Source organism: Rhodobacter sp. P2_H5, assembly GCF_056403335.1.
The window spans coordinates 117,170-138,323 of record NZ_JBFUFS010000005.1 but is presented as its reverse complement, the minus strand read 5'-3'; the positions used below and the strand labels follow the sequence as shown (position 1 = coordinate 138,323).

Annotated in this window: 21 protein-coding genes; 6 read left to right on the top strand and 15 right to left on the bottom strand. The window is 65.2% G+C overall.

Annotation, left to right across the window (positions count from 1 at the left end; all coding sequences use genetic code 11):
• Window positions 1–59: 59 nt before the first annotated feature.
• The 7 genes from AC1DVR_RS08585 to AC1DVR_RS08555 all read right to left on the bottom strand — a co-directional run bounded on the left by AC1DVR_RS08585 (window position 60) and on the right by AC1DVR_RS08555 (window position 7,141).
• Complete coding sequence (locus AC1DVR_RS08585; protein ID WP_478000138.1) at window positions 60–1,361, bottom strand: NAD(P)/FAD-dependent oxidoreductase; 1,302 nt, start codon at window positions 1,359–1,361, stop codon at window positions 60–62.
• Entirely contained in the window at window positions 1,358–2,713 is a 1,356-nt protein-coding gene (locus AC1DVR_RS08580; RefSeq protein WP_478000137.1) for a glutamine synthetase family protein, read from the bottom strand. The genes AC1DVR_RS08585 and AC1DVR_RS08580 overlap by 4 nt, the downstream gene beginning before the upstream one ends.
• Window positions 2,714–2,742: 29 nt before the next feature.
• Entirely contained in the window at window positions 2,743–3,423 is a 681-nt protein-coding gene (locus AC1DVR_RS08575; RefSeq protein ID WP_478000136.1) for a type 1 glutamine amidotransferase, read from the bottom strand.
• Window positions 3,424–3,499: 76 nt separating this feature from the next.
• A complete protein-coding gene (locus AC1DVR_RS08570) occupies window positions 3,500–4,837 on the bottom strand; it encodes a glutamine synthetase family protein (RefSeq protein WP_478000343.1) in 1,338 nt (445 codons plus the stop codon).
• 259 nt (window positions 4,838–5,096) lie between these two features.
• Window positions 5,097–5,879: a phosphate/phosphite/phosphonate ABC transporter substrate-binding protein gene (locus AC1DVR_RS08565; RefSeq protein ID WP_478000135.1), complete on the bottom strand. Its 783-nt coding sequence runs from the start codon at window positions 5,877–5,879 to the stop codon at window positions 5,097–5,099.
• Window positions 5,876–6,307 carry a tellurite resistance TerB family protein gene (locus AC1DVR_RS08560; protein WP_478000134.1) on the bottom strand — a complete coding sequence of 144 codons (432 nt, stop codon included), beginning with the start codon at window positions 6,305–6,307 and terminating at the stop codon, window positions 5,876–5,878. The genes AC1DVR_RS08565 and AC1DVR_RS08560 overlap by 4 nt, the downstream gene beginning before the upstream one ends.
• Before the next feature lie 51 nt (window positions 6,308–6,358).
• On the bottom strand, window positions 6,359–7,141 hold the full coding sequence (locus tag AC1DVR_RS08555; protein ID WP_478000133.1) for a 23S rRNA (adenine(2030)-N(6))-methyltransferase RlmJ: 783 nt from the start codon (window positions 7,139–7,141) through the stop codon (window positions 6,359–6,361).
• 117 nt (window positions 7,142–7,258) lie between these two features.
• Between AC1DVR_RS08555 and AC1DVR_RS08550 the strand changes: the two genes are divergently transcribed.
• Window positions 7,259–7,906, top strand: a complete 648-nt coding sequence (locus AC1DVR_RS08550; RefSeq protein WP_478000132.1) for a TerC family protein — start codon at window positions 7,259–7,261, stop codon at window positions 7,904–7,906.
• A gap of 93 nt (window positions 7,907–7,999) precedes the next feature.
• Here AC1DVR_RS08550 and AC1DVR_RS08545 read toward each other — a convergent pair whose 3' ends face one another.
• From AC1DVR_RS08545 to AC1DVR_RS08525, 5 genes are all read right to left on the bottom strand, one after another.
• Entirely contained in the window at window positions 8,000–8,482 is a 483-nt protein-coding gene (locus AC1DVR_RS08545; RefSeq protein ID WP_478000131.1) for a hypothetical protein, read from the bottom strand.
• 322 nt (window positions 8,483–8,804) lie between these two features.
• Complete coding sequence (locus tag AC1DVR_RS08540; RefSeq protein ID WP_478000130.1) at window positions 8,805–9,524, bottom strand: abortive infection family protein; 720 nt, start codon at window positions 9,522–9,524, stop codon at window positions 8,805–8,807.
• Window positions 9,525–9,536: 12 nt separating this feature from the next.
• Entirely contained in the window at window positions 9,537–11,180 is a 1,644-nt protein-coding gene (locus AC1DVR_RS08535; protein ID WP_478000129.1) for a CTP synthase, read from the bottom strand.
• 140 nt (window positions 11,181–11,320) lie between these two features.
• Window positions 11,321–11,683 (bottom strand): preprotein translocase subunit SecG, encoded by a 363-nt coding sequence (gene secG, locus AC1DVR_RS08530; RefSeq protein ID WP_478000128.1) that lies wholly within the window; start codon window positions 11,681–11,683, stop codon window positions 11,321–11,323.
• Between the two features lie 89 nt (window positions 11,684–11,772).
• Complete coding sequence (locus AC1DVR_RS08525) at window positions 11,773–12,153, bottom strand: VOC family protein (protein ID WP_478000127.1); 381 nt, start codon at window positions 12,151–12,153, stop codon at window positions 11,773–11,775.
• Between the two features lie 121 nt (window positions 12,154–12,274).
• On the opposite strand from AC1DVR_RS08525, the gene AC1DVR_RS08520 reads away from it, so the two are divergent.
• From AC1DVR_RS08520 to AC1DVR_RS08505, 4 genes are all read left to right on the top strand, one after another.
• Window positions 12,275–12,973: a gamma-glutamylcyclotransferase gene (locus AC1DVR_RS08520; RefSeq protein ID WP_478000126.1), complete on the top strand. Its 699-nt coding sequence runs from the start codon at window positions 12,275–12,277 to the stop codon at window positions 12,971–12,973.
• A gap of 84 nt (window positions 12,974–13,057) precedes the next feature.
• The gene (locus tag AC1DVR_RS08515; protein ID WP_478000125.1) at window positions 13,058–13,420 is read left to right on the top strand and encodes a hypothetical protein; all 363 of its coding nucleotides are present in this window, start codon (window positions 13,058–13,060) and stop codon (window positions 13,418–13,420) included.
• Window positions 13,421–13,522: 102 nt separating this feature from the next.
• Window positions 13,523–14,815, top strand: coding sequence for an adenylosuccinate synthase (locus AC1DVR_RS08510; RefSeq protein ID WP_478000124.1), 1,293 nt, complete (start codon window positions 13,523–13,525; stop codon window positions 14,813–14,815).
• A 4-nt stretch (window positions 14,816–14,819) separates the two neighbouring features.
• A complete protein-coding gene (locus AC1DVR_RS08505; protein ID WP_478000123.1) occupies window positions 14,820–15,053 on the top strand; it encodes a DUF2842 domain-containing protein in 234 nt (77 codons plus the stop codon).
• Window positions 15,054–15,116: 63 nt separating this feature from the next.
• Here the strand turns inward: AC1DVR_RS08505 and AC1DVR_RS08500 are convergent, their stop codons facing one another.
• The gene (locus tag AC1DVR_RS08500; RefSeq protein ID WP_478000122.1) at window positions 15,117–17,741 is read right to left on the bottom strand and encodes a hypothetical protein; all 2,625 of its coding nucleotides are present in this window, start codon (window positions 17,739–17,741) and stop codon (window positions 15,117–15,119) included.
• A gap of 142 nt (window positions 17,742–17,883) precedes the next feature.
• Between AC1DVR_RS08500 and AC1DVR_RS08495 the strand changes: the two genes are divergently transcribed.
• Window positions 17,884–18,558 (top strand): thiamine diphosphokinase, encoded by a 675-nt coding sequence (locus AC1DVR_RS08495; protein WP_478000121.1) that lies wholly within the window; start codon window positions 17,884–17,886, stop codon window positions 18,556–18,558.
• Here AC1DVR_RS08495 and AC1DVR_RS08490 read toward each other — a convergent pair.
• Window positions 18,491–19,417 carry a DMT family transporter gene (locus AC1DVR_RS08490; protein ID WP_478000120.1) on the bottom strand — a complete coding sequence of 309 codons (927 nt, stop codon included), beginning with the start codon at window positions 19,415–19,417 and terminating at the stop codon, window positions 18,491–18,493. The two genes, AC1DVR_RS08495 and AC1DVR_RS08490, sit on opposite strands and share 68 nt — an antisense overlap.
• A gap of 68 nt (window positions 19,418–19,485) precedes the next feature.
• Window positions 19,486–21,078, bottom strand: coding sequence for a hypothetical protein (locus AC1DVR_RS08485; RefSeq protein WP_478000119.1), 1,593 nt, complete (start codon window positions 21,076–21,078; stop codon window positions 19,486–19,488).
• Between the last annotated feature and the right edge of the window lie 76 nt (window positions 21,079–21,154).

The window sequence follows — 21,154 nt, the reverse complement described above, 5'->3', positions numbered from 1 at the left end:
CGCCAGTGACATTTCGGCGCCATCGGCGAATTCCGCCGATGAAACCGGTTGATCCCGGGTCAGACCCCCAACCTGTCGCGCATCGAATACCAGGTCATCGCAAGCAGCAGCATCGGCCAGCGCAGGGCCGCCCCGCCCGGGAAGGCCGTTTGCGGCACCGAGGCCATGAGGTCAAAGCGCTCGGCCCGTCCGGCGACGGTCTCGGCCATGATCTTGCCGGCCAGTGTTGCCATCGCCACGCCGTGCCCCGAATAGCCCGAGGCCGACAGGATATTCTGGCCCGGGCGGGCAAAGCAGGGCATCCGGTTCATGGTGATCGCCAGCGTCCCGCCCCAGGCATAGTCGATCCGGGTGTCCTTCAGCTGGGGATAGATGCTCAGCATCGGCTTGCGCACGGTGCGCAGGATGTCGGGGAAGCGGTAGCCATAGCTTTCGCCGCCGCCAAACAGCAGGCGGTTGTCCTCGGACAGGCGCCAGTAGTTCACCACGAACTTGGTATCGGCCACCGCCACCGGACGCGAAAGGATCTCGGCGGCGCGGGAGCCCAAGGGCTCGGTCGCGAGGATGAAATTGTTGATCGGCATCACGCGGGCGGCCACTTTCGGCTCCAGCCCGCCGAGATAGCCGTTGCAGGCCAGGATGACATGGCTGGCCCGGACCTGACCCTGCGCCGTGCGCACCAGAGGCTTGGCCCCCGGTTCGATCGCCACCACTTCCGCGCGTTCATGCAGGACGGCCCCGGCAGCGCGCGCCGCTGCGGCCAGCCCCAGCGCATAGTTCAGGGGATGCACATGGCCGGCGTCGGTGTCCAGAACCCCGCCCTTGAAGGCCTTGGAGCCGATCAGCCCTTCGATCGCCTTGCCTTCAAAGCGTTCGAGGTGGCTGTAGCCGTAGTCGCGCTCCAGCTTGTCGGCATAGGCCATGGTGTCGCGCACTTCGCCTTCGCGCCAGCAGGCGGTGGCCACGCCGGAGTGGAAGGTGACGGGCATCGCATGGGTCTTGATCAGCGACTTGACCAGATCCTTGGCCTCTTCGGAGAGGGCCCAAAGCCGGTGCGCCGCCTCGGCGCCGACCTCGGCCTCCAGCCAGTCCTGGTCCTGACGCTGCCCCGAGCCCACTTGCCCGCCGTTGCGGCCAGAGGCGCCGAAGCCGATCCGCTGCGCCTCCAGCAGCACGACCCGATAACCCTTTTGCGCCAGATGCAGCGCCGCTGACAGGCCGGTATAACCGCCGCCGACGATGCAGACATCGGCCTGAACCTCGCCTTGCAGCGCGGGCAGGGCGGCGAAAGGTGTCGCCGTCGCAGCATAAAACGACGGGGGATATTCCCCCGCCTTGTCGTTCACATGCAGCAGGTTCATACGTTCAACAACAGATGCTGACGCTCCCAAGGGCTGATGACCTGCAGGAACTCTTTGTATTCATTGCGTTTGACGGAATCGTAGACCTTGCAGAAAGCCTCGCCCAGCACTTCTTTCAGCGCCGCATCCTCGTCCAGCAAATCAAGCGCGTCGCCAAGGTTGGTCGGGATGTCGTCGCTGTCGATATAGGCCGAGGCCTTGAACTCCGGTCGCGGCTGCTTCTTCTCCATCAGGCCGAGATAGCCGCAGGCCAGCGTCGCCGCGATGCCGAGATAGGGGTTGCAATCCATCCCCGGCAGGCGGTTTTCCACCCGGCGCCCCGAGGGGCTGCTGATCGGAATCCGCAACCCGGTGGTGCGGTTGTCGCGGCCCCATTCCAGGTTGATCGGGGCGGCAAAGTCCGGGACGTAGCGGCGGTAGCTGTTCACATAGGGTGCCAGAACGGCAATCGCGCCGGTCAGGTGGTTCTGCATGCCCGCGATGAAGTGGAAGAAGGCTTCGGTCTCCTCCCCCTTCTTTTCCGAGAAGATGTTCTTGCCGCTTTTGGTGTCCACGACCGAAGTGTGGATATGCATGGCCGAACCCGGCTCTCCGGCGATCGGTTTGGCCATGAAGGTGGCAAAGCAGTCGTGGCGGAGTGCTGCTTCGCGGATCAGGCGCTTGAAGAAGAAGACGTCATCAGCCAGGCGCACCGGATCGCCGTGTTCGAGGTTGAGCTCGATCTGGCCGGCGCCGCCCTCTTGCAGGATACCGTCAATCTCCAGACCCTGCGCCTCGGCATAGTCGTAGATGTCGTCGATGACCTTGCCATATTCATCGATGGCCGACAGTGAATAGGCCTGCTTGCCCGCCGCCTTGCGGCCCGAGCGGCCCATCGGCGCCTCGACTGGCATGTTGGGGTCGATGTTGCGGGCGGTCAGGAAGAACTCCATCTCCGGCGCCACAACCGGGGTCCAGCCCTGATCGTTGTAAAGCTTCACGATCCGCTTGAGAACATTGCGCGGGCTGAAGGGGATCGGGTTGCCGTCCTGGTCCATCGCGTCATGGATGACCTGCAGCGTCACATCTGCCGTCCAGGGCGCGGCGGTCGCTGTGGAATAGTCGGGGACCATATACATGTCCGGCTCGGTGAAAGCATCGAAAGGGTTGTCGGCCCATTCGCCGGTGATGGTCTGCAGGAAGATCGAGTTCGGCAGGAAGTAATTGGTCTGCTTGCCGAATTTCGCGGCGGGCATGGCCTTGCCCCGGGCCACACCGGCAATGTCGCCGATCACGCATTCCACTTCATCAACACGGCGGCTGCCAATATATTCTTTTGCTGCCTCAGGCAGTTGGTCGGTCCATTTGGACATAGGTCACACTTGTTGTGGCGGCGCAGGCTTCAGGCCCGCGCCATGGTGAAAAACTCGGCAATCTGGTCGGCCATGGTCTTGTCATTAAGGGGCAGGGTCAGCCGCCCGGTGGCCTCGGCCATCAGGTCATCGGGCACCAGGCCCTTGCCGCGCGTCTTGATCAGGCCGTCGATGAATTCGGGCTGGAATTCGGGATGGGCCTGCACGGTGAAGGCCCGGTCGCTGTAAAGAAGGGCGGCGTTCTCGCAAAATTCGTTGCTGGCGACGACCTGGGCATCGTCGGGCACCACGGTCACCTGATCGCGGTGCCAGGCGTTCAGCCGCAGTTTCTGGCCGCCGAAGTCATAGTCGGTCGCCCCTACGGCCCAGCCCCCGGCATAGCGTTCAACCTTGCCGCCCATGGCTTGCGCCACGATCTGGTGGCCAAAGCAGATGCCGACAATCGGCACATGCGCCCAGTAGGCGTCGCGGATGAAATTCTCCAGCGGCGGGATCCAGGGGTGATCCTCGTAAGCGCCGTGGCGCGAGCCGGTGATCAGCCAGCCCTCGCAATCCAGCACCGAGGCCGGAAACTCGCCCTCGACCACGCGGTAGGTTTCAAAGGTGAAGCCGTGGCCCGCCAGAAGCCGGGCGAACATGTCGGGGTAATCGCCCATCTCCGCCGAGAGGACTTCGGGCGCAAGGCCGGTTTGCAGGATGCCGATTTTCATGATGGGTCCGGTTGCTGATGCGCAAGCCTAACGCAGCGCCCCCCCATATGGTCAAGGGGGGCGTGCCGTGATTTGATCAAACAGTGTCGAGGTAAAGCTCGACCTTCTCGGAATCCGACAGCTCGTCGAGGTAGTGCAGTTCCTGCCGCTTGGTCGAGATCAGGTTCTTGATCAGTTCGGGATGGATGAAGCGCGAGACGATCGGGCTTTGCTCCAGCGCGTCGATGGCGACCTCCCAGGTCTCGGCGATCTGCGGCAGGCCTTCGACGGCATAGGCATTGCCGACGATCGGGCTCGGCGGTTCCATCTCGCCCTCGATCCCGTCCAGGGCCGCACCCAGAATGGCGGCGAGCATCAGATAGGGGTTCACGTCGCCCCCCGCCACGCGGTGTTCGATCCGCCGCGCGCCGGGGTTGCCGGCCGGGATGCGGATCGCGGCGGTGCGGTTCTCGTAGCCCCAGCAGACGGCGGTGGGGGCATGTTTGCCCGGCACCAGACGTTCATAGCTGTTCTGGTGCGGCGCGAAGATCAGCGAGGAATCCCGCATCGCATTCAGACAGCCGGCCACGGCCTGTTTCAGCATCGCTGTGCCCTTGGGCCCGCCGGAGTCGAACACATTGCGCCCCGCCTCGTCGATCAGGCTGAAGTGGGTGTGCAGACCCGAGCCGGAATATTCCGGATAGGGCTTGGCCATGAAGCTGGCGGCAAAGCCGTGGCGCCGGGCGAGGCCCTTGACCAGCAGCTTGAAGAGCCAGGCATCGTCGGCGGCGCGCAGGGCGTCGTCGCAGTGCATCAGGTTGACTTCGAACTGGCCCAGACCGGTTTCCGAAGTCGAGGTATCGGCCGGAATGTCCATCGCTTCACAGGCGTCATAGAGGTCGGTGAAGAAAGTGTCGAACACGTCCAAAGCCCGGATCGACAGCGTCTCGGCTGCTTTCCGGCGCTTGCCCGAACGCGGCGAGGGCGGCACCTGCAGCGATTTGCCCGAGTCGTCGATCAGGAAGAACTCCAGCTCCATCGCGCAAACCGGGGTCAGGCCCCGCGCCTTGAAGCGGTTGACCACGGCCGACAGCGCATGGCGCGGGTCGCCTTCGTAAGGCGTGCCGTTTTCGCGGAACATCCAGATCGGCAGCAAAGCCGTCGGCGCCTCGAGCCAGGGCATCGGCATGAAGCCGCGCTCGGTCGGTTTCAGAACGCCATCCTGGTCGCCCTGTTCGAAGACGAGCGGAGAATCGTCAATATCCTCGCCCCAGATGTCGAGGTTCAGTACCGAGAAGGGGAAGCGCGTCCCGTCCTTCACGATCTTGTCCGCGAAGCGTGCGGGGACCCGTTTGCCCCGCGCCTGCCCGTTGAGGTCCGCCGCGGCCACGCGGATTGTCCGGACGTCCGGGTGTTTTCTAAGCCAGTCCTTCATCATGTCACATCGGAAGGGCAGCCCGCCGCCCACACTTGGCCGCCCGGTGAGGGGAGGTCCAGCAGGCGGGTCGGATCATGCCCTTGATCCATCCCTTTTTGTCGATCCCGGCAGAGGTCGGCATGACTTCCGCGCAATTTGATCAAATGTGAGGATAGGGGGCGCGGACGATTCCGGCAAGGAAAATCGGCATATTGTTCGGAAGCGGGGGGCCAGCCCCCCGCACCCCCCGGGATATTTGGGTCTGAATGAAGGAATTTCAGGCGGTTTGTGGCGGCGTATAGCCGAGGTCTTCCGGGGTCGGCGGGGTGGGAACCGCCAGATAGGATTCGGGCGGAATCCGAACCAGACCACGCAGGCGCAGGGTGTCGCGGTCTTCTGGGGTGAGGGACGCGATGGCATCCGAGATGACGGTGAACATCAGTTCGGCATCGCGGCCAAGGCCGGTGATATAGGGCAGGCCGGGGGTCGGCTCGGTCTGGCCCACGACCTTGAGGCCTTTGGCGAAGGCCTCCCACTCGGCAATCATGCTCCAGGTCACCGCGTCGATGGCGGCGATTTCGGCCAGGCCCTCGGCCACGGCGCGGGCCGAGGCGAGGTGGCCGCCGGTCTTCAGATGCGGCAGAAGGCGCATGTCATGGGCGATCGCGTGGTTCTGCGGCGCGGCCCAGCCCGATTGCGAGAGGTCTTCATTGAAGGCGAGGCCCGCGCCGTGGAAATCGGGCAAGGTGTTGCGCGGGTCGCTGGTGCGGGCCACGAAGATCGAGCGGTAATGGCCGGGGGCGCAACCCGCCACCTCGTAATCCGGGGTGCCGATCAGGGTGACATTGCCATGCAGCTTGGCGCGGTAGGGGAAGCCGCAGGTCTGCGACAGGAGGAGATCGGGCGACTCCCACGCCTGCCAATAGGCCCCGGCGCCGCGGGTCAGGCCGTCGGGCGCGTCAAGGCCAGCCTTGCGCAAGCCATCGCGGATCAGCGCCCAAAGCCGGTCATTCGCCGGCTGGCATTCGGTGCGGTCATACATTCCAAGGGAGGCGATCATGGCATCTGCGCTTTCTGTCTGGCGAGGGCGGATTCGACGTCCGTCAGGCCGAGAAGGCCCGCGACCAGCCGCAAGAGCCGGTCTTCCTCGGCGTCGCGCTGGCCATCGGCGAGGGCCACCGACCAGAGCGCCTCGACCAGGGCCTTGCGGGCCTCGAGCGGCACCGCCTCTTTCAGAGCGCGGGTGAAGCGGACGGTGTCGGGGGCGAGCGTCTCCACCGTTTCGGCCTCGCACCGCAGGGCGAGGGCCGCCTCGGGCGTCATGGCGTAGCGAGTGGCCAGGATGCGGTCGATCCGGGCCAGTTCCGGCCCCGAGGCAAAGCCATCGGCCCGCGCCACACGCACGAGCAAGGCGGCCAGCGCCAGCTGTTCATCCGGCACAGGCAGGCGGGAGGGGGCGGGGCCGAAGAGGCGGTCAAGAAAGCTCATGACCCGAACATAGGCCGCACTTTACGCGCTGCCAATGGCGCGATCCAGGTTCTAGCGGCGGTGGGCTTCAAAAATCGCGTGAAGGCGGGCGGCTTCCTCGGCCATGCCATAGGGCGGGTTGACCACGAACATGCCCGAGCCCGCCATCCGGTGCCCTTCACGCATCGGCGGAAAGCGCACCTCTGACACCAGGGCGTCGGGAAAGTCGCGGGTCAGGGCGGCGAGCATCGGCACATGCGGGATATCCAGCAGGATCGGATACCAGAGGGCGATAATGCCGACATTCCAGCGCTTGACCACCTTGGCGATCAGCTTCGGGATCGCCTCGTAATCGGCCTTCACCTCGTAGGAGGGGTCGATCAGCATCAGGCCCCGGCGCGGGGTCGGGGGCGTCAGGGTCAGCGCCGCCTCCAGCCCGTCGATCTGGCGGATATGGGCGCCATAGGGGGCAAGATTGGCCTCCAGCGCGCGAAACTCCTGCGGGTGCAGCTCGCAGAGGTGCATCACATCGCCGGGCCGCAGCGAGAGGGCCGCGACCAGGGGCGAGCCGGGGTAGAAGCTCGGCCCATGGGCGGCGCGCACCTCGGCCAGACGGCGGCGGTAGGGGTGGCTCTCGGGCAGCCAGACCTCGGCCCTTGCGATGCCGCCTTCGGCCTCGCCGGTCTTGGCCGATTCCGGCGCCGTCAGGTCATAAAGCCCGCGCCCGGCGTGGGTCTCGATATAGGACAGCGGCTTGTCCTTCTGCGTCAGATATTCCAGCGCCCAGGCCAGCAGGGCGTGTTTCTGAACGTCGGCAAGGTTGCCCGCGTGATAGGCGTGTTGATAAGACAGCATGGCCCCGCCTAGCCCAACTGCGACCCTGCGTCCAGCGGGCATCTGAGGTCAGGGTTTCGGGTTGAAAGCGGCCTTGCGACGCCTTACCTACACAAAGCCGTTATCCAGGAGAACCCGATGGACATGATCACACCCGAAGCTTTGACAGCGTTGTTGGGGGTGATCGGCATCGATCTGGTACTGGCGGGGGACAATGCGATCGTGATCGGCATGGCCGCCGCCGGCCTGCCGCGAGAGCAGCGGACCAAGGCGATCATCATCGGCGTCCTCGCCGCCACGGTCTTGCGCATCGTCTTCGCCCTCGCCGCGACCCGGCTTCTGGCGATCACCGGCCTGTCGCTGGCCGGCGGCATCCTGTTGCTCTGGGTCTGCTGGAAGATGTGGCGCGAGCTGCGTCAGGGCCATGCCGCCGATGACGCCGCCGAAGCGCTTGCCGACGCCGACCTGAACGCCGACGGCGCGGTGGCCAAGGATGCGCCGCGCAAGAGCTTCGGTCAGGCCGCCTGGCAGATCGTGGTGGCCGACGTCTCGATGAGCCTTGATAACGTGCTGGCCGTGGCCGGGGCCGCGCGCGAGCATCCGGGGGTTCTGGTCTTTGGTCTGGCCCTGTCGGTCGCGCTGATGGGCCTGGCCGCCTCCTTCATCGCGGGGCTTTTGAACAAGCACCGCTGGATCGCCTTCGTCGGCCTCGCCATCATCCTTTATGTGGCGCTGCACATGATCTACGAGGGCATGCATCAGGTCATGCCCGCTGTCACCGGTTGATTGCACGGGTTTGCACGCGTGCAAGCCTGTTTAACCATCAGATTTCACAAGATTAAATCGGTAGCGTTAACCTTTCGGTAACGCCACCACGGCCTATTGCGCGCGCAGGCAGCCCTGGCCGTCCACCACTTCGAGCCCCTTGGCGCGGTAGTCGCGCAGGGCCACGCGGGCGGCGAGGTCGATCAGGCAGTCCATCTCATCCTCGCGGTCGGGGTTCGGCGTCTCGAGCACGGCGCGGACGCCGAATTGCGGCGTGCCATCGTCGGGGAAGGCGTAGCTTTCCAGTGAGAGCCCGACCGTGGCAGTGACCCTGTAGATCCAGAGCTTCTGCGCCCCGGCCCCCACCCAGCGCCCATTGTCGCCGCCCGTCTCGATATTGGCCACCAGATCCGCCCCCGGCCCGGACTTGGCCTGCATCCCCGAGGCCTTCAGCACCTTGGCCAGCGGCGGCACCAGATAGCGCCCATAGCCACTTGCATATTGGCTGGAGGAGAGCTGGATGATGTAGCTTTTGCCCGCAAGCGGGGCGGCCTGGGCGGGACAGGCGAGGAGGGCGAGGAGGACAAGGGCGCGCATGGGGGGAGTGTAGCATCAGACGAAGATTTGGCAAATCCGCCCCGCCGGGCTGCTATCCCGTGCTTTGGATCAGAGACCGGGGGCCGAAAAGGGGGCCTGCCAGTGGCAGGACCCCCGGCCCCTCGGCCGAAGGCGCAAGCCGCAGGCCGAAGGTCGGGTGGGGCTATCACGACCTGAGGGATGCGCCTGACTTGGCGGGCGCGAATGCGCCTGCCGGGGGCAGGCAGGCGCATCCCGACTTGGCGGGGCCAAGCCGGGGGAAGGATCCCACAGCTTCAGTTTGAACCGGGGCAGGCTTCCACAATCGGTTTACAGTTAAAGCCTATTCAGATTTAGCTATTTTTTCTTGCCAAGTATCGGCAAGAAATGTCGCCATTGTACCGGCAAGATTTACGGCTAGGGTTGCATGCCTTTGCGAAGGTCGGCTTCTAATGGGGCCGACGCTATGAGCGTCGCCAAGTTTGTTCCGAATGGAACCAATCGTTTCAACTACAGACTGGCAACTACCCAAAATTTGCTTGAAAGCCTGTTCAGTGTGCTGGTCCGGCGCCAAATTCAATAGCCCGCTTGTCTTCCGATATAGCTTTGTTAAGTCATCATCTTCAGAATATGCTTGATCACACGATATAATAATCGTCTTGCAAATATCTTCTAACAATGTCCTCGCGAGCGTTATTGCTCCATCGGGGTCGTTGTCTCGCCGGTTTAGTGCGCTTTGCCAACGGTCTGAGACGATCTTTGATCCCAATCGTGCAAGGGATTTGCTATTGATTTCGTCAGAGGGAGATGAACTCGTATTTTCTTTCAAGGATTGAACGAGTTCATCAGACTCGACCATTGAGTTGAGCCGTCCGGCAACGTCAAACAATTGACTATCAGGCACAGCATCCAGTCGCTTCTTGGCGTAACGGAATTTTCCGTTGAAAGCCTCTTGCTCACTACCGGCAGCTAAACCAATGGCTGAGCAAATAGACGGAACGCTGTAGGACTTTTCAGCTGCTATCACGTCCGCCAAAAGCTTTCTGAACGCTGCCGGATGCATAAGTTTTCCCCTCTAAACCAACCGCTCCTGCTCCTTCGCCGCCCGCACGAAATCGGCAAACAGCGGGTGCGGGGCGAAAGGCTTGCTTTTCAGCTCCGGGTGGAACTGGACGCCGATAAACCACGGGTGGTCCTTGACCTCGACGATCTCGGGCAGTTTGCCGTCCGGGCTCATGCCGGAGAAGATCAGGCCCTTGTCTTCCAGCTGGTCGCGGTAGCGCAGGTCGACTTCGTAGCGGTGGCGGTGGCGTTCCTCGATATTGACCGCGTTATAGACGGCGGAGACGTGGCTGCCGGGCTTGAGGTTGGCGGTATAGGCGCCAAGCCGCATCGTGCCGCCCTTGGCGTCCGAGGCCTTGCGGGTCACCATGTGGTTGCCCTGCACCCATTCCTTCAGGTGGTAGACGACGGGGGTGAAGCGTTTGCCGCCGACCTCGTGGTCGAACTCCTCCGACCCCGCATCATTGACGCCGACGAGGTGGCGCGAGGCCTCGATCACCGCCATCTGCATGCCGAGGCAGATGCCGAGGTAGGGGACCTTCTTTTCGCGGGCGAATTGGGCGGCCTTGATCATGCCTTCGGTGCCACGCTCGCCAAAGCCGCCGGGGACGAGGATGGCGTGGAAGTCTTCCAGATAGGCGGCGGGGTCTTCGCGTTCGAAGATCTCGGAATCCACCCATTCGGCCTTGACCTTGGTGCGGTTGGCCATGCCGCCATGGGTCAGCGCCTCGGCTATGGATTTGTAGGCGTCTTCCAGCTGGGTGTATTTGCCGACCACGGCGACGCGGACCTCGCCCTCGGCATGGGTCAGGCGGTCCATCACGTCTTCCCAGCGCGACAGGTTGGGTTTCGGCGCCGGGGAGATGCCGAAGGCGTCCAGCACGGCCTGGTCGAGGCCGGCGCGGTGATAGGCGAGGGGGGCCTCGTAGATCGTCTTCAGGTCATAGGCCGGGATCACATGCTCTTTGCGGACGTTGCAGAAGAGGGCGATCTTTTCCAGCTCGCGGTCCGGGATCGGGTGTTCGGAGCGGCAGACCAGGACATCGGGGGCGAGGCCGATCGACTGGAGTTCCTTGACCGAGTGCTGGGTGGGTTTGGTCTTCAGTTCGCCTGAGGCCGACAGGTAAGGCAGCAGCGTCAGGTGCATCAGGATCGACTGCCCGCGCGGGCGTTCGTGGATGAACTGGCGGATGGATTCGAAGAAGGGCAGGCCCTCGATATCGCCGACGGTGCCGCCGATCTCGCAGAGCATGAAATCGACCTCGTCCTGGCCGATGCGCAGGAAGTCCTTGATTTCATTGGTGACGTGCGGAATGACCTGGATGGTCTTGCCGAGGTAGTCGCCGCGGCGCTCCTTCTCCAGCACGTTGGAATAGATCCGGCCGGAGGAGATGCTGTCGGTCTGGCGCGCGGAGACCCCGGTGAAGCGTTCGTAATGGCCAAGGTCGAGGTCGGTTTCGGCGCCGTCGTCGGTGACGAAAACCTCGCCGTGTTCGAAGGGCGACATCGTGCCGGGGTCGACGTTGAGGTAGGGGTCAAGCTTGCGCAGGCGGACGGTGTAGCCGCGGGCTTGCAAGAGGGCGCCAAGGGCGGCCGAGGCGAGGCCCTTGCCGAGGGAGGACACAACGCCACCGGTGATGAAGATATAGCGTGCCATTGAGGCCCCCGTGTTAAACGCGATTCGGTATGGCGGAATCGCAGCACCACGGGAGTTGATGCATAGGGCATTTCCGCCCAATGCGCAACCGGACCGCTAGATGCTGTCGAACCTTACGTCAGGTCGTCAAAGGATAGTGGTCAGTTCGAGGCTTTCGGCGGGGTCGCCGGCGCGTCCGTGGTGACGGGCGGCAGGGCGGTCAGCGGGGCGGTGGTGCTCGGCGCGGGCAGCGTCGGTTCGGGCAGCGTGCCGCCGATCTGGTCGATCACCGAAGACGAGGCGCTGTCACGCGCGGCAAGCACGGTCAGCGTGATCGAGGTGGCGATGAAGAGGCCTGCGAAAATCCAGGTCACCTTGGCCAGCGCCGTGGCCGCCGAGCGGCCCGAGACGACGCCGCCGGTCGAGCCCATGCCGAGCCCGCCGCCTTCCGACCTTTGCAGAAGCACCACCCCGATCAGGAGCAGAGCCAGAATGAGGTGGATGGCGAGGATGACGTTTTCCATGCGGACAGGCCTTTCGGGGTGACGCGCCTATCTAGGCGGATGCGCGCAGGCCTGCAAGCCCTTCGGCACCCTCAACTCCCATTCCCGCGCTATTCGGGGCTGGTGCAGACGGCGGAGAGTTTGTTGCCGTCCGGATCGCGCACATAGCAGGAATAGAAATTCTCGGCATAGCGCAGGCCGGGGGCGCCCTCGTCGCTGCCGCCATGGGCCAGGGCTGCGGCGTGGAAGGCCTCCACCGCGGCGCGGGTCGTGGCGGTCAGGGCCAGCATCGTGCCATTGCCACGCGTCGCGGGCTGGCCGTCATAGGGGGCGGTGATGTAAAGGCCGGGGTCGGTATCGCCGGGCGCGCCATAGCCCGCCTCGGTCTTGCCCTCGGCCACCACGGTCAGGCCGAGCGTCGCCAGCGTCGGGTCATAGAAGGCCCGGGCGCGGGCGAGGTCATTGGTGCCGAAGGTGGCGTAGTAAAGCATGGCGGTCTCCCGGGGTTTCTGGCCAGAGTGTCAGGCCAGAGTGTCAGGCTGCACGAAATCTCACCATGACTGTGCGCCTGTGGAGGTTTGAAGCATAGGAGCCCGGTGTTAGCTATAGGCCATGGAACAGAATCCCTCTCAGCTTTGCAGAAAACTGACAGCCGATCTGGTGGCGCGTCTGCCGGAGTCTGTCCCCGACCCCGGTCCGATGGATGCGGAGCGGGCGGGGATGCGCGACAACTTCTGCGCCACCGCCGAAGCGCGCCGTATCCTCAGCGAATTGCCCGAGGATGGCAGGCTCTGGGTCTTTGCCTTCGGCTCGATCCTGTGGAAGCGTCGCTTCACCGTGGGCGAGGAGCGCCCGGCCGAGGTCGAGGGCTGGCAGCGCAAGTTCTGCCTTGGCCCCGACACCCGCTATCGCGGCAATCCGGAGGCGCCGGGGGTGATGCTCTCGCTCGACGTTGGCGGCCATTGCGGCGGCAAGGTGCTGGAAATGGTGGAAGAGGGGCGCGAGGCGGCGCTGATCAACCTCTTGGAAAACGAGCCGCCTCTGCCCACGGTCTGGCTGAACGCCCAGACGCCGGAGGGTCCGGTCCGCGCGATTGCCTTCGTGATGGAGCGCAACTTTCGCGGCTATCTTGGTGATCTCTGCGAGGATGAGGTGGCCGACCGGCTCGCCTCGGCGGTGGGGATGTGGGGCTCGATGGCGGCCTATCTGATGAACACGGTGCGGCATCTGGAAGAGATGGGCATCGAGGACAGCTACCTCATCCGGATGGAGCGGCTGGTGGCCGAAAGGCTGGCGGCCAGGGCAGGCTAGGCCCGCGTTGCTTTTGTCCGGCGTTTCCGTAAGCTTTCAAGGGCCGTGCCAGGGGGCGCGGCCTTTTGGATGACGGAGAGATTGATGGCAACGGCTTCCTTGGCGCGGGTGCGCTTTGCCGGCGTGATTCTGGGGCTTCTGGGTCTGGCGCTTCTGGCCGGGGGCTTTGCCTTCGTCTGCCTGGCGCTGCATTGGCCGATGCCGAACTGGGTTCCGGCGGAATACCGGGTGGTGCCGCAGGGCACGGCGCTGGCGCTTGACGCCCTGCGCGATACGCCGCTCGGCCTCGGCGCGGGCTTTCTGGTGGTGTTCGGCGGGCTGGCCTGTCTTAACGGGCTTTACATGATGACGCAGGGGCGGCGCTCCTGGCTTCTGGTCGTGCCGATGGTGGTGATGTTTGCGGTGGCTGTCGTGGTGGCGGTGCTGCTGCCGACCCCGCCCGGCTGAGGCCGCGGGCCGAGACAGGGCGCCACACCGTGCAGTTTCCTGTTTCGCCGCCCGTCCCCTGCGTCTATACGGTGCGCGGTTTACCTGCCGAAAGGGTCCAAGATGGCAAATGTGGTGGTTGTCGGCGCACAATGGGGCGACGAGGGCAAAGGCAAGATCGTGGACTGGCTGTCCGAACGCGCCGATGTGATCGCGCGCTTTCAGGGCGGGCATAACGCGGGCCATACTCTGGTCATCGACGGCAAGGTTTACAAGCTGAGCCTTCTGCCCTCGGGCATCGTGCGCGGCGGCAAGCTGAGCGTCATCGGCAATGGCGTGGTGGTCGATCCCTGGCACCTGGTGACCGAGATCGCCAAGCTGCGCGAGCAGGGGGTGGAGATTTCGCCCGAGAACCTGATGCTGGCCGAAAACGCCAGCCTGATCCTGCCGATCCATGGCGAGCTCGACCGCGCGCGCGAAGGCCAGACCGGGGTGGCCAAGATCGGCACGACGGGCCGTGGCATCGGCCCGGCCTATGAGGACAAGGTCGGCCGCCGGGCGATCCGTGTCGCCGACCTTGGCGATGAGGCGACCCTGGTGGCCCGGGTGGACCGTCTGATCGGCCACCACGACGCTTTGCGCCGGGGGCTCGGTGTCGATCCGGTCGACCGCGATGCCCTGCTGGCGGCCTTGCACGCCATCGCGCCGCAGGTCCTGCCCTATGCGCAGCCGGTCTGGAAGGTGATGAACGACGCCCGCCGCGCCGGCAAGCGCATCCTGTTCGAGGGCGCGCAGGGCGCTTTGCTGGATATTGACTTCGGCACCTATCCCTTTGTGACCTCGTCGAATGTCATCGCGGGGCAGGCGGCGACCGGGGTGGGTCTCGGGCCGACGGCGATTGATTTCGTCCTTGGCATCGTCAAGGCCTATACGACCCGCGTTGGCGAAGGCCCTTTCCCGGCCGAGCTGAAGGATGCCGATGGCGAGCGTCTGGGCGAGCGCGGCCATGAGTTCGGCACCGTGACGGGCCGCAAGCGCCGCTGCGGCTGGTTCGATGCGGTGCTGGTGCGTCAGACCTGTGCGACCTCCGGCGTTTCGGGGATCGCCCTGACCAAGCTGGATGTGCTGGACGGGTTCAAGACGCTGAAAATCTGCGTCGGCTACGAGCTTGATGGCAAGCGGCTCGACCATCTGCCGACCGCCGCCAACGCGCAGGCGCGCTGCACGCCGATCTACGAAGAGATGGAAGGCTGGGACGAAAATACCGCCGGCGCCCGCTCCTGGGCGCAGCTGCCGGGGGCGGCGATCAAATATGTCCGCCGCATCGAGGAACTGATCCAGTGCCCGGTGGCGCTCTTGTCCACCTCGCCCGAGCGCGACGACACGATCCTTGTCACCGATCCTTTCGCGGATTGACCCCATGGCCCTGTCCTACAAAACCCGGCGCAGGCTGGCGCTTCTGGTGCTCTGCGTCGGGTTGCCGGCCTATATCGTGCTGGCGGTGACGCTGGTTAGCCTGATCGAGCGGCCCTCAGCCCTGGTCGAACTGGCGATCTATGTCGGCCTCGGGTTCCTCTGGATGCTGCCGCTCAGGCGGTTGTTCCTGGGGATCGGCCAGGCCGACCCCGAGGCGCCGCAGGACGGGCGGAAATGACGACAGGCGGAAGGGCAACCTTCCGCCTGATTTCGTTTTGAACGGTTCCGCTCACCGCGCCGATCACTGCGCCTGGCGCCGCGCCTCGGTCAGGATCGGCGAGCTTTCGGCCATCACATATTGCCCGCGCTTTGTCTTGGTCAGGCGACCGTCGCGGAGCAGGCGGCCAAAGCCGCGCAGGCTGTCCTCGCGGACGGTTTCCGGGGCGTGGCCGGGCAGCGATTCGATCTGGCTGAACAGAAGCGGGCGGGTGAAGCTTTCCTGGCCGAGGACGAGGGTGCAATAGGCCCCGGCCGCCTCGATCAGATCCTGCATCGAGGTGGCGCCGAGGGCATCGGCAAACTCCTGGAAGCTTTGCTTGCCGGGGTCGGCGAAGACATTGGTCACATCCTCGGGGCGGCGGTCGTCGGCGTCGGCCATGCGCAGGGTGACGGCCTCGATCGTGGCGCGGTTGGCGGCGCTGGCGCCATGCATGCCAGAGGTCACCCGGCGCGGGCGCACGGGTTGCACGGCTTGCGGGCGGATGGCGGATTCGGGCGTGCGGTCGATGCGCTGCGAGGAGACCAGAACCAGCGGCGCCGGGCGTTCGCCCGAGGACGGGCGCACCACCTGGTTGAGGTCCTGACGGTAGGGGTCCATCCGCTCTGCATCGGGCTTGGTCGCGTTGGGATTGATCCGGCGTTCGGCGACGGTGGCCAGAACGGCGGCTTTCAGATGGGCGATGGCCGAGCGGCGGCGCTTGGTCTCGGGCACTTCAAATTCGGTATTTGCCTTTTCCAGCAAGCGGTTGACCGCCGCTTCGCCGGTCTCGACAGCCGGAAGGCGGTGCGGTTCGGCCTGCGGTTCGGCGTGCGGCGCGTCTTGCGGTGCCTCTGCGGCGAGGACCTCCTCTGCCGGCAGTTCCGCTGCCACGGGTTCCGCCATCTTCGGTTCGGCAACCTGATCTTCGGCAACCTGATCTTCGACAGTCTGGTCTTCGGCGGTCAGAACTTCAGAGGTCAGATCTTCGGCGGCCTGCAGTTCGGTCGCTTCCGCTGCAGTGGCGGGGGCCTCTGCCGGTGCGGCTTCGGTCGGGGCCAGTTCTGCCTGCAGGGCGGCGAGTTCGCTTGCCAGATCGGCTTCGGCTTCCGGGCTCAAGGGCGCCGCGTGCGGGGCCGCGTCCGCAGCGTCCGCGACGGGACGTGCGGCGTTGTCGGCGGGGGCAGGGGCGGTGGGCACGGTGTCCAGACGGCGGATCTTGATGACCCGCGCCCGGGCGCGCTGGATCCGCTCGGCCACGACGATCGACGGCAGAACCACCTCGGCCTCGGCACGGGTTTCGGCGGGGGCTTCGGCAAGAACTTCGGCGGGGACGGTTTGAGCGGGCGTTTCAGCCTCAACTGCCGCCGCGATCTCGGCGTCGATTTCGGCGTCAAGGTCTGCATCAAGCTGCGCAGCGGCGATCTCGGCCTCGATTTCGGCCATCGCCGCGGCGGTCACGATGGCTTCTGCCGGGGGTTCGACTGCTTCGGCGTCCGCCGCTTCGGATGCCACGACTTCGGATTGGCCGACTTCGAATTGGGCGACTTCGGATTGGGCGGCGTCCGGTGCGGCGGCTTCGACCGTCTCGGCCTCGGTCGCGGCAAATTCCGCTTCGGGGAAGCTGTTGGAAAGGGCCGCTGCGCCGATCTGGTCGTAATCCTCGATCAGGGCGCGGTCTTCGGCGGGGCTGTCCTCGGGCAGGATGTCGTCGAAACCGGCGTCGAAGTCGTCGGCCGCGGCAAGCTCTGCGGCGGGTTTGGTCTGGGCATCCGACAGGTCGACAGCCAGCTGGTCATCGCCGGAGCCGAAACCGGCCAGCGTCTCGCGGATCGAGGCGGTCAGCGAGTCGAGCGCCAGGGCTTCGGCCACAGCGGGTGCCGCGGTTTGCGGTGCTGCGGCGACGGTGACTTGCGGGGCGGGTTCGGGGGCAACGGCTTCGGCGGCAGCCGGCTCGACAGCAACGGAGGCGGCCTCTTTTGCGGCAAGGAGGCTGGCCTTGCGTGCCCGGCGCTGTTCCTTCAGGGCGGCTCTTTCCTGATCGGCGAGCGCCTTGGCGGCCCGGGCCTCATCGGCCCTTGCCTCGTCGGCGGCGGGCGCCGGTTCCTGATCCTCGGCATAGTCCTGCAGCGCGGCGGCGGGTGCGACAGGGGCCACGACAACGGCTTCGACTGCGGGCGCGCTGACCGGGGCGGGCTGCGGCCTTGCACTTTGCGCCTGGGCGGCGCGCAACCGCGACAGGCGGACGGCGGCGGATTCGATGGCGGGGGCAGCCTCGGCGGCGCTGGCCAGAACCGGCGCGGCGGGCAGGGGGGCTGCGGGCGGGGCCGCAACCGGAGCAGCTGCGGCGACAGGCGGGGCCGGGGGCTGGGCGGAGACCGGGGCAGAGGCGAAGGTGACCTTGGGGGCCACCCCCTCATCGGCGCGCAGGACAAGGCCGTTCTCGCCAATCTTGGCCTCGACCCGGCGCTGGATCTCGCGCTCGGCGATGCGGTGCAGCATGGCGGCGTCGGGGGTGGGCGGCTCGGCCCCGAAATAACGGTCCTCGGCGGCGAGGTCGCGGAAATACTCGGCAATCGCCTTCATCGTGTTGAAAGGATCGTCGAACCCCTCCAGCGTGCAGCTGAAGGTTCCGTAAGATACCGTAAGAATTTTACTCGCACCATTCATCGGATGCTCGCCTTCTGCCAAACTCGATGGGGCCTAGATGCCCGAATCCTTGTTCTATTCCGTGGACAAAACAGGGTGATTTGATGGATTGATTGTGTTCAAGGCCCCTCTTGATTGCCGTAATTCAAAGGACAATATCAGCATGCCAAAGGTTATTGTCCAATCAACACAGGGCGTGACTTTGGCGGGCGGCGGGCGGATTTCAGCCTCCTTGCTGGCGCAGGCGCGACTTTTTGCGCCGATTCTGGTGGCGGCGGACGGCGGCGCGGACCGTTTGCTGCGTCTGGGCGCAGAGCCGGAGGCGGTGATCGGCGATTTCGATTCGGTCTCGCCCGCGGCGCAGAAGCGGCTGGCCGGCAGGTTATACCCGATTCCCGAACAGGCGACGACGGATTTCGACAAGGCCCTGCGCTCGATTTCGGCGCCCTTCGTGCTGGGGCTTGGCTTTGCCGGGCAAAGGCTGGACCATGGGCTGGCGGTGCTGACCGGGCTGGTGAGCCATCCGGGCAAGCGCTGCCTGATCCTGAGCGGGTCAGACGTGACCTTCCTTGCGCCGCGCGATCTGAAGCTGACCCTGCCGGTCGGCTCACGCCTGTCGCTGTTCCCGATGGGGCCGGTGGAGGGCGAAAGCGAGGGGCTGCGCTGGCCCTTGCAGGGGCTGAAATTCACCCCTGCCGGGATCATCGGCACCTCGAACGAGGTGTCGCAGCCTCAGGTCCGGTTGCGGTTCAACGCGGACCTGATGCTGGTCATAATGCCTCGGGCAGGTTTGGCTGCGGCATTGGATGGGCTGCTGAGCGGTGCTCGTGCCGGATGATGTAAAGCCCGGCGCCCGAGATGAGGGCGATGCCGACCCAGGTCAGCGCATTGGGGAAGTCGCCGAAGATCGCATAGCCGAGGAAGACCGCCATCGGCAGCTCCAGGTAATGCAGCGGGGCGAGGGTGGCGGCGGGGGCGTATTTCATGGCCACGGTCATGCAGAGGTGGCTGACCGCAGCCCAGAAGCCGACGCCGAAGAGATAGGCCCAGTTGACCAGATCGGGCGAGACCGGGTCAAGCTCGGACACGCCCGAGCCGTTGAAGGCCCAGAGCAGCGGCAAGCAGACCAGCGACCCTGCGATCGAGGTGTGCAGTTGCATCGTCACCGGATGGACGCGGTTCGACATGGCCTGGGTCGCCATCTCGTAGAAGGAGAAGGACACCGCGCAGCCGAGGGGGAAGAGGGCGACGAGGCCATAATGGCTGAGCGACGGCTGGATCACGAAAAGCGCGCCGCCAAAGCCCACGATCGAGGCATAGACCCGGTTGCGCCCGACCGGGTTGCCGAAAATGATCTTGCCGAGGAACATCAGGATGAAGGGCATGACGAAGACGATGGCGATGGCATCGGCGATCGGCATGTACTGCACGGCGGCGACAAAGCAGTAGGTCGACAGGATCAGGCAGATGGCCCGCAGGGAAAGCAGGGTCAGATCGCGCCGCGATGCCCGCCAGTCGAGCCGCAGGGCCAGGATGATCGGCAACATGCAAAGCCCCTGGAACACAAAGCGAGCGGCGGTGATCTGGCCGACCGGGATCTGTGCCGTGGCCAGTTTGGAACAGGCATCCAGCAGGGGCGCGAAGATGCAGAAGGCCACCATCAGAAGGGCGCCGCGGAGGGTGTCATTTGCTTTCATTGCGCCCGCCTACAGGAGGGGCGGGGCAAGGGTCTAGCGCGATTCCGACCTGTCGCGCGGTGGTTTGGCTAGACGATCAGAAAATCGAAAGCGTCAAGATCGGGCGCCCCGGTCAGGGTGGCGATCAGGGTGGTCCTGCCCGCCGCGGTGCCATTTGCGTCGAAATAGAACTGCCCGGTGGTGGTGTTGTAGATGATGCGGGTGTCGAGTGTGCCGCCATCGGCCACCGCACCCGTGGCATTGGCGAGAAACCGGTCGGCAAAGGCGATGGCACCGTCCAGCGCGCCAAAGCGGCTTTGGTCCAGGCGGATCAGATCGCTGTCATGGGTGAAGTCGGCGATGACATCGCGGTCGACCGTCCGGGTCTGCAGCACGAAGGTATCCGCCCCCTGGCCGCCGGTCAGCCGGTCGATCCCCTGACCGCCGTCAAGCCTGTCGTCGCCGCCGCCGCCGCGCAGCGTGTTGGCGAATTCGTTCCCCGTGAGGGCCAGGCCGGTGGCGCCGGCATTGGCAAAGAGCCGTTCGATCCGCTGGAGCGCGGCAAGGCTGTAGTCGGTGCTGGCATAGACCGTGTCGAGGCCGCCATCGGGCACGATGTTGGCGTCACCCGGGTCGATCACCATGTCACCGGCCGAATCCACATAGTAGCGGTCATCGCCCAGACCGCCGGTCATCGTGTCATTGCCGCCGCGCCCGTCCAGGGTCGTCGTACCACCCGGCCCGCGGCCGCTGGTCAGGTGATCATCCTGTGCGCTGCCCAGAAGCATGTCGGTCGAACCGCTGCCGACCAGGCTCACGCCCTGGGTCGCGTCGCGCGCGTCCAGCACCTCGATCTCTGGCGGAGAGCCGATGAGATGGGTGAGGACGTTGAAGCTGATGGTCGTCAGGATCGTGTCCCTGCCGCCGTTCGGGTCTTCGTAGACCCGGTCCGCGCTGCTGCCGACATGGATCGTATCATTGCCCAGCCCGCCAAAGAACGTGTCCGCCCCGGTGCCACCGTCCAGCACATCCGCGCCGGCATTGCCGAAAAGCGCGTCATTGCCGCCACCGCCCAGGAGGGTGCATCCGCTTTCCGAGGCCGCCAGCGTGTCGTCCCCGGTGCCGCCGTCAAGCAGGTCCTTGCCCAGTTCATGTGCGGAGCCGCCGCTCAGGGCATCGTTGCCGCCGCCGCCATAGATCCTGTCCGCGCCCGCCCCGCCGACCAGATTGTCCTGACCGCCGTAGCCGTGGATCGTGTCATTGCCCTCGAGCCCCGAGATCGCATCGCGTCCGGCAAAGCCCTGCAGCAGGTCATTGCCCTGCAGCAGGACGTCCACGGTGCTGGCGCCGATGGGAAAGGCGAAAGCGGCGCTGGGGACAGACTGGATGGCGCTGATCGTGTCGATCAAGGTTCCGTCGACCATGCGGTTCAACGAGGTGATCTGCGTGGCGGCGCCGGTATAATTGCCAAAATCGTCGAAGACGAAAGCGCCGAAGATGTTCAGCGTGTAGCTCAGACCGAATGTCGGGGTGATCGTGTAGACGAGCTGCGTGGCCGAAGACAGTTCGCTGTGGAAGGCAATCCCGGCCCCGCTTGAAATGAAGAGGATCGGTGTCAGCCCGGTCGGCGGTGTCTCGGCCGGTTGGGTGATGTGGCCCGAGCTATGGGTATAAATGGCCATGGCCCTGCCATCCTGTCCGATGTGAAGCTGGCTTGCGATCCACGCAGTCTGATCAATTTCTAATCAGTCGCGGGCC